At 70.7% G+C, this 17,310-nt stretch carries 14 protein-coding genes and 1 tRNA gene; 6 read left to right on the top strand and 9 right to left on the bottom strand.

Annotation, left to right across the window (positions count from 1 at the left end; all coding sequences use genetic code 11):
* Window position 1: 1 nt before the first annotated feature.
* Window positions 2–982 (bottom strand): acyl-CoA desaturase, encoded by a 981-nt coding sequence (locus ACIRPT_RS10115; RefSeq protein ID WP_403510251.1) that lies wholly within the window; start codon window positions 980–982, stop codon window positions 2–4.
* Window positions 983–1,330: 348 nt separating this feature from the next.
* Between ACIRPT_RS10115 and ppc the strand changes: the two genes are divergently transcribed.
* Both ppc and ACIRPT_RS10105 read left to right on the top strand, forming a co-directional pair.
* The gene (ppc, locus tag ACIRPT_RS10110) at window positions 1,331–4,084 is read left to right on the top strand and encodes a phosphoenolpyruvate carboxylase (RefSeq protein ID WP_403824899.1); all 2,754 of its coding nucleotides are present in this window, start codon (window positions 1,331–1,333) and stop codon (window positions 4,082–4,084) included.
* 216 nt (window positions 4,085–4,300) lie between these two features.
* A complete protein-coding gene (locus ACIRPT_RS10105) occupies window positions 4,301–4,510 on the top strand; it encodes a hypothetical protein (protein ID WP_403510246.1) in 210 nt (69 codons plus the stop codon).
* Window positions 4,511–4,669: 159 nt separating this feature from the next.
* Here the strand turns inward: ACIRPT_RS10105 and ACIRPT_RS10100 are convergent, their stop codons facing one another.
* From ACIRPT_RS10100 to ACIRPT_RS10075, 6 genes are all read right to left on the bottom strand, one after another.
* A complete protein-coding gene (locus ACIRPT_RS10100; RefSeq protein WP_403510243.1) occupies window positions 4,670–5,194 on the bottom strand; it encodes a hypothetical protein in 525 nt (174 codons plus the stop codon).
* 92 nt (window positions 5,195–5,286) lie between these two features.
* Window positions 5,287–5,877: an aminoacyl-tRNA hydrolase gene (gene pth / locus ACIRPT_RS10095; protein ID WP_403510449.1), complete on the bottom strand. Its 591-nt coding sequence runs from the start codon at window positions 5,875–5,877 to the stop codon at window positions 5,287–5,289.
* Window positions 5,878–5,988: 111 nt separating this feature from the next.
* Window positions 5,989–6,585 carry a 50S ribosomal protein L25/general stress protein Ctc gene (locus tag ACIRPT_RS10090; protein WP_403824895.1) on the bottom strand — a complete coding sequence of 199 codons (597 nt, stop codon included), beginning with the start codon at window positions 6,583–6,585 and terminating at the stop codon, window positions 5,989–5,991.
* Window positions 6,586–6,792: 207 nt separating this feature from the next.
* On the bottom strand, window positions 6,793–7,767 hold the full coding sequence (locus ACIRPT_RS10085) for a ribose-phosphate diphosphokinase (protein ID WP_403510237.1): 975 nt from the start codon (window positions 7,765–7,767) through the stop codon (window positions 6,793–6,795).
* A gap of 72 nt (window positions 7,768–7,839) precedes the next feature.
* Window positions 7,840–9,297, bottom strand: coding sequence for a bifunctional UDP-N-acetylglucosamine diphosphorylase/glucosamine-1-phosphate N-acetyltransferase GlmU (glmU, locus tag ACIRPT_RS10080; protein ID WP_403824891.1), 1,458 nt, complete (start codon window positions 9,295–9,297; stop codon window positions 7,840–7,842).
* 122 nt (window positions 9,298–9,419) lie between these two features.
* Window positions 9,420–9,491: transfer RNA gene (locus ACIRPT_RS10075), tRNA-Gln, on the bottom strand.
* Between the two features lie 452 nt (window positions 9,492–9,943).
* On the opposite strand from ACIRPT_RS10075, the gene ACIRPT_RS10070 reads away from it, so the two are divergent.
* Window positions 9,944–11,326 carry a sensor histidine kinase gene (locus ACIRPT_RS10070; RefSeq protein WP_403824889.1) on the top strand — a complete coding sequence of 461 codons (1,383 nt, stop codon included), beginning with the start codon at window positions 9,944–9,946 and terminating at the stop codon, window positions 11,324–11,326.
* A gap of 75 nt (window positions 11,327–11,401) precedes the next feature.
* Complete coding sequence (locus tag ACIRPT_RS10065) at window positions 11,402–12,061, top strand: class I SAM-dependent DNA methyltransferase (protein WP_403824886.1); 660 nt, start codon at window positions 11,402–11,404, stop codon at window positions 12,059–12,061.
* 28 nt (window positions 12,062–12,089) lie between these two features.
* On the opposite strand, the gene ACIRPT_RS10060 is transcribed toward ACIRPT_RS10065, so the two are convergent.
* The gene (locus ACIRPT_RS10060) at window positions 12,090–12,647 is read right to left on the bottom strand and encodes an SUKH-3 domain-containing protein (protein ID WP_403824884.1); all 558 of its coding nucleotides are present in this window, start codon (window positions 12,645–12,647) and stop codon (window positions 12,090–12,092) included.
* A gap of 8 nt (window positions 12,648–12,655) precedes the next feature.
* Entirely contained in the window at window positions 12,656–13,174 is a 519-nt protein-coding gene (locus tag ACIRPT_RS10055) for a YwqJ-related putative deaminase (RefSeq protein ID WP_403824881.1), read from the bottom strand.
* Window positions 13,175–13,471: 297 nt separating this feature from the next.
* Here ACIRPT_RS10055 and ACIRPT_RS10050 point away from each other — a divergent pair, with 297 nt between their 5' ends.
* Both ACIRPT_RS10050 and ACIRPT_RS10045 read left to right on the top strand, forming a co-directional pair.
* Window positions 13,472–14,452: an SMI1/KNR4 family protein gene (locus tag ACIRPT_RS10050; RefSeq protein ID WP_403824878.1), complete on the top strand. Its 981-nt coding sequence runs from the start codon at window positions 13,472–13,474 to the stop codon at window positions 14,450–14,452.
* A 7-nt stretch (window positions 14,453–14,459) separates the two neighbouring features.
* Window positions 14,460–17,264 (top strand): SUKH-4 family immunity protein, encoded by a 2,805-nt coding sequence (locus ACIRPT_RS10045; protein WP_403824875.1) that lies wholly within the window; start codon window positions 14,460–14,462, stop codon window positions 17,262–17,264.
* Window positions 17,265–17,310: the final 46 nt, after the last annotated feature.

The raw sequence follows: 17,310 nt of genomic DNA, 5'->3' as shown, positions 1-17,310 counted from the left end.
ATCATGCCGCCTGAGCGGCCTTGTCCTTGCGTCGGGCGTCGATCCGGGAGGCGTTCGGCCAGCGGACGTCATACGCCCAGCCCGCCTTCTCGAACCACCGGATGAGACGGGCGCTGGAGTCCACCTGCCCCCTCAGCACACCGTGCCGGGCGGACGTCGGGTCCGCGTGGTGGAGGTTGTGCCAGGACTCACCGCAGGACAGGACCGCCAGCCACCACACGTTCCCGGAACGGTCGCGGGACTTGAAGGGGCGCTTGCCGACCGCATGGCAGATGGAGTTGATCGACCACGTGACGTGATGCAGCAGCGCCACGCGGACCAGCGAGCCCCAGAAGAACGCCGTGAGAGCGCCCTGCCACGACCAGGTGGCCAGGCCGCCGACCAGCGGCGGGATGAGCAGCGACACCGTCGTCCAGAGGATGAACTGCCGGGAGATCGTACGGATCGCGCTGTCCTTGATCAGGTCGGGCGCGTACTTGTGCTGCGGGGTCTGCTCCTCGTCGAACATCCAGCCGACATGCGCCCACCACAGGCCCTTCAGCAGAGCGGGGACGGTCTCGCCGTAACGCCACGGCGAGTGCGGGTCGCCCTCGGCATCGGAGAACTTGTGGTGCCTGCGGTGATCGGCGACCCAGCGGACCAGCGGGCCCTCCACGGCCAGCGACCCCATGATCGCCAAAGCGATGCGCAGCGGACGCTTCGCCTTGAACGCGCCATGGGTGAAATAACGGTGGAAGCCGATGGTGATGCCATGGCAGCCGATGAAATACATCGCCGTCATCAAGGCAAGATCCAGCCAGCTCACCCCCCAGCCCCACGCCAGCGGCACCGCGGCCACCAGCGCCACGAACGGGACGGCGATGAAGGCCAGCAACGTGATCTGCTCGACCGAACGCTTGCTGTCACCGCCCAGCGTCGCCGACGGAAGCGGCGAATCGGCGGAAATCGGTGACTCTTCGATGGCTTCTGGACCAGCGGTCATGTGATGTCCCTCGGGCGGGGGTCTCGGGGGGTCTCGGTAATGCGGGGAGCAAGATCACTCCCGGTGTACGGCTCCGCAACGGCTACGGGACCGTAACCTACGGTCTCGTAAGTATGGCAGTGACACCCTCCCCGGCAAGCCTGTGACAGGCGCCACAACCGCACCCACCTCACACGTTGCCCAGCAATCGGACGGTGTGATCCCCCGAAATCGGGGAGACCTATCCTGGGGACGTCGGACAGCGCGGTCCGCAACCCGCAAGCCCAGACGGCGCCCGTCGCCCGCCTCCGCCCACCCCGCGAGCAGCGGTGCGACGCCCCTCCAAGAACGCTGCAAGGAGCCGCACCCGTGAGCAGTGCCGACAACACCGCCGAGACCGTGCCCACCGAGGACGCCGCCCGCGACAACACCGCGCTGCGGGCCGACATCCGCCGCCTCGGCGACCTCCTCGGCGAAACCCTCGTCCGCCAGGAAGGCCAGGAGCTCCTCGACCTCGTCGAGCGCGTACGCGCCCTGACCCGCTCCGACGGCGAGGCCGCCGCCCGGCTCCTGGGCGACACCGACCTGGCCACCGCCGCCAAGCTGGTGCGCGCCTTCTCCACCTACTTCCACCTCGCCAACGTCACCGAGCAGGTCCACCGCGGCCGCGAACTGCGCGCCAAGCGCGCCGCCGAAGGCGGCATCCTCGCCCGCACCGCCGACATGCTCAAGGACGCCGACCCCGAGCACCTGCGCGAGACCGCCCGCAACCTCGGCGTGCGCCCCGTCTTCACCGCTCACCCCACCGAAGCCGCCCGCCGCTCCGTCCTCACCAAGCTCCGCAAGGTCGCCGAGCTCCTGGACCACCCGGACACCACCGAACGCCGCCGCACCGACCTCCGCCTCGCCGAGAACATCGACCTCATCTGGCAGACGGACGAACTGCGCGTGGCCCGCCCCGAGCCCACCGACGAGGCGCGCAACGCCATCTACTACCTCGACGAACTGGGCCGCGGCGCCGTCGGCGACGTCCTCGAAGACCTCGCCGCCGAGCTGGAGCGCGCCGGCACCGAGCTGCCCGCCGGCACCCGCCCCCTCACCTTCGGCACCTGGATCGGCGGCGACCGCGACGGCAACCCCAACGTCACCCCCCAGGTCACCTGGGACGTCCTGATCCTCCAGCACGAACACGGCATCACCGACGCGCTGGAACACGTCGACGAGCTGCGCAACGCCCTGTCCAACTCCATCCGCAACTGCGGAGCCACCGACGAGCTGCTGGACTCCCTCAAGCGCGACCTGGAACTCCTCCCCGAATTCAGCCCCCGCTACAAGCGGCTGAACGCCGAGGAGCCCTACCGCCTCAAGGCCACCTGCATCCGCCAGAAGCTCCTCAACACCCGCGACCGGCTCGCCGCCGACACCACCCACGTGCCCGGCCGCGACTACCTCGGCACCGCCGAGCTCCTCGACGACCTCGCCCTCATCCAGACGTCGCTGCGCGCACACCGCGGCGGCCTGGTCGCCGACGGCCGCCTCGAACGCGCCCTGCGCACCATCGCCGCCTTCGGCCTCCAGCTCGCCACCATGGACGTCCGCGAGCACGCCGACGCCCACCACCAGGCCCTCGGCCAGCTCTTCGACCGCCTCGGCGAAGAATCCTGGCGCTACGTGGACATGCCGCGCGACTACCGCCGCAAGCTCCTCGCCAAGGAACTGCGCTCCCGCCGCCCCCTGGCCCCCACCCCGGCGCCCCTCGACGCGGCCGGCGCCAAGACCCTCGGCGTCTTCCGCACCATCCTCAAGGCCAAGGGCACCTTCGGCCCCGAGGTCATCGAGTCCTACATCATCTCCATGTGCCAGGGCTCCGACGACGTCTTCGCCGCCGCCGTCCTCGCCCGCGAAGCCGGCCTCATCGACCTCCACGCCGGCTGGGCCAAGATCGGCATCGTCCCCCTCCTCGAGACCACCGACGAGCTGAAGATCGCCGACCAGCTCCTCGACGAGATGCTCTCCGACCCCTCCTACCGACGCCTGGTCGCCCTCCGCGGCGACGTCCAGGAAGTCATGCTCGGCTACTCCGACTCCTCGAAGTTCGGCGGCATCACCACCAGCCAGTGGGAAATCCACCGCGCCCAGCGCCTGCTGCGCGACGTCGCCCACCGGCACGGCGTACGCCTGCGCCTCTTCCACGGCCGCGGCGGCACCGTCGGCCGCGGCGGCGGCCCCTCCCACGACGCGATCCTCGCCCAGCCCTACGGCACCCTCGAAGGCGAGATCAAGGTCACCGAACAGGGCGAGGTCATCTCCGACAAGTACCTCGTGCCGTCCCTGGCCCGCGAGAACCTCGAACTGACCGTCGCGGCCACCCTCCAGGCCTCCGCGCTGCACACCGCGCCCCGCCAGTCCGACGAAGCCCTCGCCCGCTGGGACGCCGCCATGGAGACCGTCTCCGAGGCCGCCCACGGCTCCTACCGCCGACTCGTCGAAGACCCGGACCTGCCCGCGTACTTCTTCGCCTCAACCCCCGTCGACCAGCTCGCCGAACTCCACCTCGGCTCCCGCCCCTCCCGCCGCCCCGACTCCGGCGCCGGCCTCGACGGACTGCGCGCCATCCCGTGGGTCTTCGGCTGGACCCAGTCCCGCCAGATCGTCCCCGGCTGGTTCGGCGTCGGCACCGGCCTCAAGGCCGCCCGCGAAGCCGGACTCGACAGCGTCCTGGACGAAATGCACGAACACTGGCACTTCTTCCGCAACTTCCTGTCCAACGTCGAAATGACGCTGGCCAAGACCGACCTGCGGATCGCCCAGCACTACGTCGACACCCTCGTCCCCGACGACCTCAAGCACGTCTTCGACGTCATCAAGGCCGAGCACGAACTCACCGTCGCCGAAGTCCTGCGCATCACCGGAGAGACCGAACTCCTCGACTTCAACCCGGTCCTCAAGCAGACCTTCCACATCCGCGACGCCTACCTCGACCCGATCTCCTACCTCCAGGTCTCCCTGCTGGACCGCCAGCGCGCGGCCGCCGAAAGCGGAGAAGAAGCCGACCCCGTACTCGCCCGGGCACTCCTGCTCACCGTCAACGGCGTCGCGGCCGGCCTGCGCAACACCGGCTGATCCCACCCCGCCCCGGCCGGTCGATCCGGGGCCCGTGTGACGCAGTGCTTCCGCTTCAAGACGCGGTGTGTACAGCACGTGAAGGGAGGGGCGTTCTTCTCACCACGCCCCTCCCGAGCGGGCAGGGTGACGCATGGCGGGAGCCGGTCAAGAGGCTCCCGCTCCAGTGCGCCACGCATTGCGCCACACCACTAGAGGAAAAGGACGCTCATCATCATGAGCAACACCTCCCGCATCGAGACCCGCGAGATAGCCGACGACGACCTCGACAACGTCGCCGGTGGCCTCTCCGTCAGCGGCTCCCTGAACGGCCTGACCGCCCACTTCGCCCCGGGCCCGAACGGCATCCCCGTCCTGACCGGCGGCTCCATCAAGTCCCTCAGCGTCACCGTCTCGGACATCCCGCTCGGCCCGATCGGCGGCTGACACACCGCCTTGCCGCGGCGCTCGGCCACCGAGCCCCAGAGCCACCCCGGGCCCGCCGTGGAGTAAACCGGAGCCCCGTGTGACGCCGGCCTTCAAGACCCCGTCGTGGTCCTGAAGGCCGGCGTTTTCCTCTGCCGCGGCGGGCCGCGTCACCCCCGCCTACATCGCGGCAAACGCCGCCCCCAACAACACCGCCCCGAACAACCCCATCACCCACGCCGTACGCCGCAGCCGCATGCCCCCCGCCACCACCAGCGCCGCCAGCAACAACGACCCCGCAAACGGCACCCACGCATGCAAGATGCCGGCCAACCCCGTCCGCACCGCATGCGCCGTACCCGGCTTGACCGTCACATCGATCCGCTCGCCCAGATCCGGCGCCGCCGCCTGCGCGATCGACACCTTCGGCCGCGCCTTGCCCGCCCCCTCCGTCGGCACATACGGGCCCGTACACCGCTTCTCATGGCACGACTTCACCACCATCGTGCCGCGCTCCCGCGCCTTGACGAGCATCGCGTACTGCGCCGTATTCCATGACGTCCAGACACCTGCCACCAACAACAGCAGCGCCAGCAGACCCATCAACCCCGTCCGGGCGATGAGCAACGCCCCATAGGCGCTCTCACCCGCCCGACGGGTGCGACTACGTCTGACCGAACTGGTGCGCGTACTGCTTCTGGGCATGGCGGCGATCCTTGGCCATCAACCGCCCCCGGTCAACCTCGGACAACCGGTTCGTCAGACCATGCCCCACGCTGTCCCGTTCACGAAGCGGCTCACGAGTTGTACGTACTCTGCGCCCGCTCCAAACCGTCCACCACCAATGACTCCACCGCATCCGCCGCACGGTCCACGAAGTAATCCAGCTCCTTGCGCTCCGCCGACGAAAAGTCCTTCAGTACAAAATCCGCCACCTGCATACGACCCGGCGGACGACCGATCCCGAACCGCACCCGGTGATACTCCGCACCCAGCGACTTAGTGATCGACTTCAAACCGTTATGGCCGTTGTCGCCGCCACCCAACTTCAGCCGCAGCACACCGTAATCAATATCCAACTCATCGTGAATCGCGACGACATTGCCCACCGGCACCTTGTAGAAATCCCGCAACGCGGTCGTCGGACCACCCGACAGATTCATGAACGACATCGGCTTCGCCACCACCACCCGACGACTCCCCGGCCCCGGCGCACCGATCCGCCCCTCCACCACCTGCGCCCGCGCCTTGTGCGCCTTGAAACGGCCACCGACACGCTCGGCCAACAGGTCGGCCACCATGAAACCGACGTTGTGCCGATTCGCGGCGTACTCGGGACCAGGATTACCCAGACCCACGATCAGCCAAGGGCTGCCCGCATCCGTCATCTGCATGCTCCTTCAACGACGCGACCGCCGCCCCGCGCCAGCGGCACGGAACGACGGTCACAAAAACAATGCCCGGGGCGCACCGATACCGGCGCCCACCCCGGAAAGGGATCAGGCCTCGGCGGACGCTTCGCCCTCGCCCTCGGCGGCCTCCTCGGCCGGCGCCTCGGCCTGCGCCGCGACGACCTGCAGCACCACGGCGTCGTCCTCGACGGCCAGCGAAGCACCCGACGGCAGCGTGATGTCCTTGGCCAGAACCGAGGAACCGGCGTCCAGACCCGCGATGGAGACGGTGACCGACTCCGGAATGTGGGTGGCCTCGGCCTCGATCGGCAGCGCGTTCAGGACGTGCTCGAGCAGGTTGCCGCCCGGCGCCAGGTCGCCCTCGGTCTGGATCGGCACCTCGACGGTGACCTTCTCGCCCTTCTTCACGGCCAGGAAGTCCACGTGCACGAGGAAGCCACGGATGGCCTCACGCTGCACCGCCTTCGGGATGACCAGCGCGCTCTTGCCCTCGACGTCCAGGTTCAGCAGAACGTTCGGGGTCTTCAGAGCCATCATCAGCGCGTGGCTGTCGACCGCAACGTGCTGCGGCTCGGCACCGTGACCGTAAATGACGCCCGGAACCTTGTTCGCGCGACGGGCACGGCGAGCGGCACCCTTACCAAAGTCGGAACGAACCTCAGCGGCGAGCTTGACCTCAGCCATGACTGCACTCCTCGTATCTCAGAAACATCTGACGGGCGTTACCCGGCCCACGACAGACCTGCTACGAAGAGCGCGCCGATAACGGACAGCCACCACAAAAGGGCGGCCTCCCTCGCCGAGCAACTCGTTGAGTCTACCCGGCGGGAAGGCCGCCCCAAAGTCGATCTCCAGCGCCCCCTCGGACGCGGCCGATCTACCGCGTCACACTCACTGCTCCTCGAAGAGGCTCGTCACCGAACCGTCCTCGAACACCTCACGGATCGCGCGCGCAATCGTCGGCGCCATCGACAGCACCGTGATCTTGTCCAGCTCCAGCTCCGAAGGCGTCGGCAGCGTGTTCGTGAACACGAACTCACTCACCTTCGAGTTCTTCAGCCGGTCCGCCGCCGGACCCGACAGCACACCGTGCGTCGCCGTCACGATCACATCCGCCGCACCATTCGCGAACAGCGCATCCGCCGCCGCACAAATCGTGCCACCCGTGTCGATCATGTCGTCGACCAGGACACACACCCGGTCCTTCACATCGCCGACGACCTCATGCACCGTGACCTGATTCGCCACGTCCTTGTCACGCCGCTTGTGCACAATCGCCAGCGGCGCACCCAGACGGTCACACCAGCGGTCGGCGACCCGCACCCGGCCCGCATCCGGCGAAACCACCGTCAGCTTGTCCCGGTCCACCTTCGCGCCCACGTAATCCGCCAGCACCGGCAGCGCGAAAAGGTGATCCACCGGGCCGTCGAAGAAGCCCATGATCTGATCCGTGTGCAGATCAACCGTCACCACACGGTCCGCACCCGCGGTCGCCATCAAATCCGCGATCAGACGGGCCGAAATCGGCTCCCGCCCACGGTGCTTCTTGTCCTGGCGCGCATACCCATAGAACGGCACGACCACGGTGATGCTCCGGGCCGAAGCCCGCTTCAGCGCATCAATCATGATCAGCTGTTCCATGATCCACTTATTGATCGGAGCCGTGTGGCTCTGAATCAAAAAGCAGTCCGCGCCACGCGCCGACTCCTGATAGCGCACATAGATCTCACCATTGGCGAAGTCGAACGCCTTCGTCGGGACCAGGCCCACACCCAGCTGGTGCGCGACCTCCTCGGCCAGCTCGGGGTGGGCGCGGCCGGAGAAGAGCATCAGCTTCTTCTCGCCGGTCGTCTTGATCCCGGTCACAGCAAATCTCCTCGAATTCCTGTTTGCGTGCGCTCATCACGGTACGCCCCGCACGGCGCACCTGTTGCACGGTCACCGCTCGCCTTCGGACTCCTGGCGAGCAGCCGAAGCGGCCTGCGCGGCGGCGCTTCCGGGCCGCTTACGCGCGACCCAACCCTCGATATTCCGCTGCTGGCCACGCGCGACCGCCAGCGAACCCGGGGGCACATCCTTGGTAATGACCGAGCCGGCCGCCGTATAAGCGCCGTCCCCGATCGTGACAGGAGCCACAAACATGTTGTCCGACCCCGTCTTGCAATGTGAACCCACCGTGGTGTGGTGCTTCGCCTCACCGTCGTAATTCACAAAGATGCTCGCCGCACCGATGTTGGTGTACTCACCAATGGTCGCATCCCCCACATAAGACAGATGCGGCACCTTCGTGCCCTCGCCGATCGACGCGTTCTTCATCTCCACGTACGTACCGGCCTTGGCCCGCACACCAAGATCCGTCCCCGGCCGCAGATACGCATACGGGCCCACCTGCGCCCCGTCCCCGATACGCGCACCCTCCGCCACCGTGAACGACGCCACCGCGCCCTCCCCGACGACCGTGTCCGTCAGCCGGGAATTCGGCCCGACCTCCGCACCACCGCCGATACGCGTCGCCCCCAGCAACTGCGTACCCGGATGCACCACCGCATCCGGCGCGAACTCCACCGCCACATCGACCCACGTCGACGCCGGATCCACCACCGTCACGCCGGCCAGCATCGCCCGCTCCAGCAACCGCTCGTTCAGCAGCCGCCGCGCCTGGGCCAGCTGCACCCGGTTGTTGATCCCCAGAATCTCGCGATGATCACCCGCCACCGCCGCACCGACCCGGTGCCCGGCCTCGCGCACGATCCCCAGCACATCCGTCAGGTACTCCTCACCCTGACTGTTGTCCGTACGCACCCTGCCCAGCGCATCCACGAGCAGCCGCCCGTCGAACGCGAACACCCCGGAATTGATCTCCCGGATCGCGCGCTGCGCCTCGGACGCGTCCTTGTGCTCGACGATCGCGGTGACGGCACCGGTGGCCTCGTCCCGCACGATCCGGCCGTAACCCGTCGAGTCCGGAACCTCGGCCGACAGGACGGTCACGGCGTTCTTGTCGGCGGCATGGGTGTCGCTGAGCCGCTTGAGGGTCTCGCCGGTCAGCAGCGGGGTGTCGCCGCAGACCACGATCACGGTGCCGTCGAGGGCGACACCGTCGTTGCTCAGCTCCTCCAGGGCCGTACGGACGGCGTGGCCGGTGCCGTTCTGCTCGTGCTGCACCGCGGTGCGCACGGCCGGATCGGCCTCGGCGAGATGGGCCCGCACCTGCTCACGGGCATGGCCGACGACCACGACGAGGTGCTCGGGGTCCAGCTCACGGGAGGCGGCGACGACGTGTCCTACGAGGGAGCGACCACAGATCGCATGCAGGACCTTGGGGGTCGCCGACTTCATGCGGGTGCCCTCACCCGCTGCGAGAACGACGACGGCTGCCGGGCGGTTGGCGCTCACGGGGATGCCCTTCGGCTTCTTGGCTACTTCGGGTGGTGGTCATCCGAAGGATACCGGGGCGTATGACAGATGAAACGACAGCGGGTCCTGACCCGCGTGGTCAGGACCCGAACATTGCTGTGCTCCCCTGCCAGGACTCGAACCCGGACATAAGGCACCAAAAGCCTCAGTGCTGCCAATTACACCACAGGGGATAGTGGAGCGGGCTAAACCGGACATTCCGTCAGGCTGGCCGCTTGGCACCCAACACTATGCCGTACCACCAGCCTTCGATGCGACGGTATAGCTCAGCGCCTCGCGCAACCAGGACGGCGAGGCGGCCTCGATAGTCGCCTCCGGTGTTCCTGCGGTAGGGGCCGGCCCAGGGGGTCGTCGCTGAGTGTGCCCAGCCGCTCGCGGATCTGCCGCCGGCTGAGCCCCGCTCGGCGGAGGGTCGCGGCTGGGGGCGTAAGGCTTCGAAGTCGGGGTGGTCCCGACGTGTGTGCGTCTTGGGAACGGGGTGTCGTCGCTCACACCGTCCACGAGTCGAAAATGCGGGCGATTCGCCAGTTCGAGCGATATATGGCGGTAGTGGCACGTAATGGGCCTGGGGTGTGCTCGCGCACGCGTCGGGAGGTCCGGACCGGACGCCCGTACGCTGGGCGGTATGAGCGTGACGGGGGCAAGGGAAAGTGCGGGGGCGCGGGGCGCGCCGAGAGGTGGGCCGTGGTGGTGGGCGCGGCGGCGGAGCGCCGTGCTGGATGTGGTGCTGGCGCTCGCTTCGACGGTGGAGTGCGTCCTCGAGGGCATTCCGTTTGCGCATGAGGCGGGGCTGCCCGAGCTGGTCGGGATGTTGCTGGGGCTGGTGGCGGGGCCCGTTCTGCTGTTGCGCCGGCGGTGGCCGGTCGTGGTGGTGCTGGTGTCGATCGCGGTGATGCCGGCGGAGATGGGTGCGCTGCTCGGGGTCATCGGGCTGTACACGCTGGCGGCGTCGGACGTGCCGCGGCGGATCACGGGGTTGCTGGCCGGGATGACGGTGGTCGGGACGCTGATCACGACGTACATCAGCATGCAGCAGGACGTGGTGCCGCAGGCGGACTTCAATCCGCCGGTGTGGTTCGTGCCGGCGATGGCGGTTGCGGTGGGGCTGGTGATGACGGCTCCGCCGGTGCTGTGGGGTTTGTATGTGGGGGCGCGGCGGCGGCTCGTGGAGAGTCTGCGGGAGCGGGCGGACGGGCTGGAGCGTGAGCTGTCGCTGTTGGCGGACCGGGCCGAGGAGCGGGCGGAGTGGGCCCGTAATGAGGAGCGGACGCGGATTGCGCGGGAGATGCACGATGTGGTCGCGCACCGGGTGAGTTTGATGGTGGTGCATGCGGCGGCGTTGCAGGCGGTGGCGTTGAAGGATCCGGAGAAGGCGTCGAAGAATGCCGCGCTGGTGGGGGATATGGGGCGGCAGGCGCTGACGGAGCTGCGGGAGATGTTGGGGGTGTTGCGTACGGCCGAGGGGGCGGCGGTGCGGGGGGCTTCTGGGGCGGGTGCGCCGGAGCGGTTGGTTGCGGTGGCGGACCAGGTCAGTTCTCGGCCCGAGCCGGAGACGGTGCCGGTGGAGCCGGAGGGGGACGGGCCTTCGCTGGCGGAGCTGGGGGATCTGGTGGGGCAGTCCCGGGCGGCCGGGATGGTGGTGGAGCTTTCGGTGCAGGGAGCCCACGATGGTGCCGGTGCGGCCGGGGGCCGGTATGCGGCGCGGGTGGAGCAGACCGTGTACCGGGTGGTTCAGGAGGCGCTGACGAACGTGCACAAGCATGCGCCGGGGGCGCGGGCGCGGGTGCGGTTGGCGCATCGGGGGGATGAGGTGGCGGTGCAGGTGGAGAACGGTCCGTCGGAGCGGGGGGCGACGGATGCGGGGTTGCCCAGTGGGGGCAATGGTCTGGTGGGGATGCGGGAGCGGGTGACCGCTCTGGGGGGTGTGTTCGTGTCGGGGCCTACGGAGGCGGGGGGTTTCCGGGTGTCGGCGGTGGTGCCGGTGGGGGTGGCCGGGGCCGGCGGGTGAGGCCGGTCCTGGGGGCGGTGTGGAGGTGTGGGGAAGGGCCGGTTCGTGTGCCGTCCCGGCGCTACGGTCATGGTCATGACCGAACTTTCGTTCCTGAGTGACACCCGGGCGGGCTATGACGCCATCGCGGCGGATTACGTCGAGAATTTCCGCGGTGAGTTCGAGAGCAACACGCTGGGGCGGGCGATGCTGGGGGCGTTTGCCGCGTATGTGCGGGCGGACGGCGGGGGGCGGGTGCTCGATGTCGGGTCCGGGCCGGGGTGGGTGACGGCGCATTTGGCGTCGCTCGGGCTGGAGGTGTCCGGGGTCGATCTGTCGCCCCGGATGGTGGCGCTGGCGCGGCGGGAGCATCCGGGGGTGCGGTTCGAGGAGGGGTCGATGACGGCTCTGGAGGTGCCGGACGCCGCGCTCGGTGGGGTCAGTGCCTGGTATTCGCTGATCCACATTGCACCGGAGGCGGTTCCGCGGGTGCTGGCCGAGTTCTACCGGGTGCTGGCGCCGGGGGGTCGTCTGGTGCTCGGTTTTCAGGTGGGTGAGAAGCCGTCGCGCTATGCGGAGGCGTTCGGGCATCGGGTGTCGCTCGTGTTCCACCGGCTGGTGCCCGACCGTGTTGCCGGGCAGCTGCGCGCGGCCGGGTTCGATGTACAGGCCCGGCTGGTGCGGGAAGCGGCGGCGGGGGAGCCGACGCCGCAGGCGTATCTGCTGGCCACGAAGCCCGGTGGGCCGACCCCGTAGGGCTCGTGGGTCCGTCCCGTAAGGCGGCTTACGCCTGTGGTGCGACCTCCAGCCTGGGCGGCCGCGTACCGAGTACGAGGGTGCCGAGGGCGTGGTCGATGCCGGGGCCGAGGTACCAGTCGCCGGTGTGGTCGAGGCTGTAGATACGGCCCTGGGTGTCGATGGCGAGGACGGCCTGGCCGGTGGGGGTGCCGTTGGCGTCGGGGATTTCTTCCTGGCCGAGGGGGGCGACCTCGGTGTGCAGGGCGCGGCCGAGGTCGCCGAGGGTGCGGGCGAGGTGGAGGCCGTGGAGGGGGTTGATGGTGAAGGGGGTGGGGGCGATGTGGCGGCCGGGGCCGGTGCCCGCGATGGTCAGGCCGCCGAATTCGGCCCAGGCCTCGACGGCGGCGGCGAAGACGGTGTGGCGGTGGCCGGCGGGGGAGGCGTGGGCGCGGAGGGTGTCGGCCCAGTGTTCGGCCTGCTTTATGTCCCAGCGGCCGGTTTGCCAGCCGGCCTGTTGGAGGGCGACGTCGACGGCGGGGGGAAAGCGGGTGGAGTCGGCGCGGTCGCGGGCGGGGGGTACGGCGGTGCGGGGTGGGGTGGGCATGGTGGCGGTCAGCTCCCGGTGGGCGTGGTGCCGTCGATGGGCATGACGCCGAAGTGGGCGAGGAGTGCGTCGCAGGAGCGGCAGGGCGGGGCGTAGCCGCCGTGCCGGGGGTCGCCGTCCTCGCGGATGTGACGAGCGGTGATCTTCGAGTGTCTCAGGGAGCGGCGGGCTTCGCCGTTGGTGAGGGGCTTGCGGGCGGCGCGCTTGCTGCGGCCCGCCTCGACCGCGGTGAGGTGGCGGGAGAGCAGGACGGCTTCGGGGCAGCGTCCGGTGAAGCGTTCGCGCTGTGCGGTGCCGAGGGTGTCGAGGAAGTCCTGGACGAGGGGGTGCAGGGTGGGGGGCTGTTCCGCCTTGCTTGCCGTACAGGTGAGGGTTTGTCCGCGTACGGACAAAGCGGCGCCGACGGTGGGGAGGATGCCGTCGCGGCGGTGGGCGAGGGCGGGCGCGCGATCGGTGTCGGCGGTGGCGCTCCAGCCGATGCGGGGGTCGCCGGTGGCGGCGGTGTGCTGGTGTGCGGTGGTGCTCATTGTTGGTGCTTTCCCTCCCTGCAATCCCCCGCGGTTGCGGGGCCAGCCTGCCAAATGTGCTGGGTGTTGCGGTAGTCGGGCGGGCTGTCGGTGATCTCACTGGGGCCTGACGGTTCGTCGGCCGGGGGGAATCAGGGCTGGTGGGCGGGGTGGCTTACGGCGGTCGGGGGACATCGCTGAAGGGGGTGTGGGTGGCGTATCGGCGGGCTGACGTGGGGTGCCCGGGGGCGGCGGGAGGGTGTTGCGGCACGGCATAGGCTGTGCCTCAAACCCAGATCCAGCCAGGGGGCAACCGCGATGACGACAGGTCGGCTCGGGCAGCAGCATGCCGCGCCACCGAACACGGCCTATGCCGGGCAGGTCGTGCATTTCCCGGATCCGGTGCGGGCCGCCCGGTATCCCGCGGGGGTGCGGGTGGACGCGAAGGGTTTCCCGGAGTTCTCGCCGTATGCGCGGGCGGCGGCGGAGATCGCCGAGCCGCCGGAGGGCTTCGGCGTCGATGAGCTGCGGTTGACGGACTATGTGTCGGCGAATGCGGCGCTGCATGCGCAGGGGCATGAGCTGTGGATAGATGTGCCGTCGGTGGCTACGCCGCACGGCTGGACCTGGCATCACGTGCCCGGTACGCGCCGGATGGAGCTGATCCCCGTCGAGGTGAAGGCGCTGCTGCGCCATCACGGGGGGCTGGCGACGGCGGCGGTGGAGCACGAGAAGCGGGGCACGCGCCCGTTGCAGGAGACCCGGCCGGCGCATTTCGGGCTGCCGCGGCGTGAGCTGGCGGTTGCCGAGGAGCAGGTGGCGCAGGCGGAGGAGACGCTGGGCTACCGGCTGCCGGGCGCGTACCGGTCGTTCCTGAAGGCGGCGGGCGGGTGTGCGCCGGTGGGCGTGGCGCTCGATGCGGAGCTGGGGCTGCTGGTGGACCAGCCGTTCTTCACGGTGCGGGACGACGCGGCGGTCAATGACCTGGTGTACGTGAACAAGTGTCTGCGGGATCACTTCACCAAGGACTATCTGGGTGTGGCGTTCGTGCAGGGCGGTGTGGTCGCGGTGAAGGTGCGCGGCGAGGCGCTGGGCACGGTGTGGTTCTGTCCGTACGACGATGCCCGGGACCGGGACGGTTTGTCGGTGCAGGAGCGGGTGGCGCAGCTGCTGCTGCCGTGTGGCGCGGATTTCGACGATTTCCTGCAGCGGCTGGCGGGGAATCCGCCGGAGCTGGAGACCGTGGCGAACCTGATGGTGGACGGTGGCTTCGCGCATGCCGTTCCGGTGGAGGGGTGAGCGCGCGATGGTGACGTTCGCGCAGGCGCAGGAGCGCGCGGAGCGCTGGGTCAATGGCGATCTGCCGGCGATGCAGCAGCGTGAGGTGCGGGTGCGGGAGTTCGATCTGGGTTTTGTGGCCTGGGCGGAGGACCGTGAGGGCGGTCCGGTGACGGACGGTGGCCGGGCCCGGCTGGTGATCGCGCGGGACAGCGGGGAGACGACGCTGTGGCCGGGGCTGCCGGTGGGCGAGGTGATCCGGCGGTACGAGGAGGAGTACGGCGCGCCGGCGGACGGCGGCTACGGGGCCGCCGAGCCGCCACCGCAGCGGGTGGATCTGGAGGCGACGTCGTTCCTGCTGACGCCGCCGGAGTGGTTGCAGGAGGCGGCGGACGCGATAGGGATTCCGGACCGGCGGCGGGACGGCGGGGGCGGGGCCTCGGCGCCCGCCGCGCCGCCTGCGCCTTCGGCTCCCGCGGCCCCTTCGGCCCCTTCGGCCCCTTCGTCTCCCGCGGCTCCCGTGACCCCGTCGTCTCCCGCGACCCCGTGGGCCGATGCGGACACGACGGGCGGGGAGGGTTCCGAGGACCGTTCGGTGGGGCTGCCCGAGACGGTGTTCGCGGCGCCGCTGGCCGAGCTCGACGAGTCGCACGACACGCCGCCATCGACGCCGCGCGCGCGGCCCGAGGCGAAGACCGAACTGCTGCGGGGCGGCAGCCAGTTGCCGCCCACGCAGGTGGCGCAACCGGCGCTTCCGGCGCCCGAGGGCGGTATGGACGGCCGGCCCGGTGGGCTGCCCGCGCCGCCGCCGATGCCGCCCGCCGCGCCGATGCCGCCCGCCGCGCCGATGCCGCCCGCGGCGCCGGGGCTGTCGGACATGCCGCCGCCGGCCGGTCCGCCGGTCGCCGATGTACCTCCGCCGCCGGGTGTGGGTGCGCCCGGCGGCCCGGCGGCGCCGCCACCCGCGCCGCCCGTGGGGGGCGGGGTGCATGCCGCGGCGACGATGCTCGCCGATGGCTCCTCGCTGCCCGGAAGCGCCGGAAACAGGGGCAACGCCGGGAACACGGGCAACGCCGGGAACACGGGCAACGCCGGCGGCCCGCCGCCGCCCCCCGGCGCGCCCGGTACGCCCGGCGCGCGCCGGACCGGTACCGCGGCGGACCCCGCGGACATCGCGGACGCCGCGACGGGCAAGGCCGAGGCCCGGCCGCGCGGCGGCGCCGCGCCGGCCGGCGGTTATGTGCCGACGCAGCTGGTCTCGCAGCTGGACGCGGCGGATCTGGATCTGAGCGCGGTGGACGGGCCGTCGGGCGCGGCGTCCGGCGGCAGCGGGGCGGAGGAGCCCGGTCAGGGGACGCCGCCGCCCGCTTCCGGTGGCGTGCACGCCGCCGCGACGATGCTCGCCGACGGTGCGTCCTTGCAGGCCGCCATGGGTGCCGCGGGCGGGCCCGGTGTGCCGCCGCCGCCCTCGCCTCCCGGCGCGCCCGGGGTGCCGAAGCCGCCGGGCCCGCCCGGTAAGCCGGGCGCGGGTGGCCGTGGCGCGAGTGGCCAGGGCGGTCACGGCAGTCAGGGCAGTCAAGGCAGCCAGGGGGGCCCGCCCCCGCCGCCGCCCGCGCCGCCCGCCGCGGGTGGTCCCGCGGGCGGTGGGGTGCATGCCGCGGCGACGATGCTCGCCGGTGGCGCGGCCCTCGGCGGCCCCGGCGGCCCGCTTCCCGCACCGGGGATGCCTCCGGCGGCGCCCCCGTCCGGTGGCCCCGCCATGCCGCCGCCCGCCGGTCCCGCCGCCCCGCCCCCGCCCGGCCCCGGTGGCCCGGGTGCGTACGGCTACCCTCAGGCGCCGAGCGGTCAGCCGACCGTCGGCCCCGGCTACATGGCGGTGCTCAGCTATCGCGCGCCGGACGGCTCCGAGCAGAAGATCGTGCGCCGTTCCGCGCCCGGTACGCCGCATCCGGAGTGGCAGCTGCTGCACGAGCTGCGCGGGATGAACATTCCGCCGCAGCAGGTGCTGGAGCTGCACACGGAGCTGGAGTGCTGCGACCTGCCGGGCGGCTACTGCGCCCGGATGATCCGCGACAACTGGCCGCAGGTGCGCATCAGCCACACCGCCGCCTACGGCAGGGACCATGCCTCGCGGCAGCAGGGTGTACGGCATCTCGTCGAGCATCAGGGCGAGTTGCACCAGGTGGCGGACGGTCCGGCGCGGCCGGCGCCGGTACGGGTGCCGTTGCCGCATCCCTCGCAGGTGCCGCCGGCGCCGCCGGTGCCGCCGCAGGCGATCGGGCAGGAGCTGGAGCAGTCCTTCGGGCCGCAGGGCATCTTCCGGTTCGACCAGCGGGCGGTTTCCCGGCAGGGCGTGCCCGAGGTGGTGGCGCAGACGCTGGTGTGGGCCGGGCTGCCGGTGGACTTCGGGCCGTTCTTCTGGGCGCAGGCGCAGCCGGGCCGTCCGGTGCCGACGCTGGCGGAGCTGGCGGCGGAGCGGATGGTGCAGCCGGCGCCGGATGCCGGTTCGTATCTCGTCATGGGCAATGACTTCGGCCGTCAGCTGTGTGTGCAGTTCGGGACCGCGAACATCGTGGCGGTCCCGGTGGAGGCGGGGCCAGGTGGGCAGCCGGCCGTGCCGCAGTTCGTCAACAGCGGGCTGCCGGAGTTTGTGCGCTGTCTGGCGATGCTGGGGCGGATGTGGCGGCTGCGGTTCGGGCTGACGCCGGAGCAGGCGGGCCGTTGGACCGTCGATTTCCAGGCGCAGCTGGTCGCGCTGGACCCGCCGGCGCTGGGGTCGCCGGAGACCTGGTGGTCGGTGCTGCTGGAGCAGATGTGGGACGGGCTGCTGTAGCGGGAGCGCGGTAGCGGGCCGTACGAGGGGACCGGGCGCTCGACCT

It is taken from the genome of Streptomyces sp. NPDC101227, from assembly GCF_044767545.1.
Taxonomy (GTDB): domain Bacteria; phylum Actinomycetota; class Actinomycetes; order Streptomycetales; family Streptomycetaceae; genus Streptomyces.
The sequence above is the reverse complement of the archived record's forward strand: the minus strand, read 5'-3'. Positions and strand labels throughout refer to the sequence as shown.

Coding starts and splice junctions, on each gene's coding strand:
- ACIRPT_RS10115 (WP_403510251.1), bottom strand. CDS start 982: ATGACCGCTGGTCCAGAAGCCATCGAAGAGTCACCGATTTCCGCCGAT.
- ACIRPT_RS10105 (WP_403510246.1), top strand. CDS start 4,301: ATGAGCAACACCTCCCGCATCGAGACCCGCGAGATAGCCGACGACGAC.
- ACIRPT_RS10100 (WP_403510243.1), bottom strand. CDS start 5,194: ATGCCCAGAAGCAGTACGCGCACCAGTTCGGTCAGACGTAGTCGCACC.
- pth (WP_403510449.1), bottom strand. CDS start 5,877: ATGACGGATGCGGGCAGCCCTTGGCTGATCGTGGGTCTGGGTAATCCT.
- ACIRPT_RS10090 (WP_403824895.1), bottom strand. CDS start 6,585: ATGGCTGAGGTCAAGCTCGCCGCTGAGGTTCGTTCCGACTTTGGTAAG.
- ACIRPT_RS10070 (WP_403824889.1), top strand. CDS start 9,944: ATGAGCGTGACGGGGGCAAGGGAAAGTGCGGGGGCGCGGGGCGCGCCG.
- ACIRPT_RS10065 (WP_403824886.1), top strand. CDS start 11,402: ATGACCGAACTTTCGTTCCTGAGTGACACCCGGGCGGGCTATGACGCC.
- ACIRPT_RS10060 (WP_403824884.1), bottom strand. CDS start 12,647: ATGCCCACCCCACCCCGCACCGCCGTACCCCCCGCCCGCGACCGCGCC.
- ACIRPT_RS10055 (WP_403824881.1), bottom strand. CDS start 13,174: ATGAGCACCACCGCACACCAGCACACCGCCGCCACCGGCGACCCCCGC.
- ACIRPT_RS10050 (WP_403824878.1), top strand. CDS start 13,472: ATGACGACAGGTCGGCTCGGGCAGCAGCATGCCGCGCCACCGAACACG.
- ACIRPT_RS10045 (WP_403824875.1), top strand. CDS start 14,460: ATGGTGACGTTCGCGCAGGCGCAGGAGCGCGCGGAGCGCTGGGTCAAT.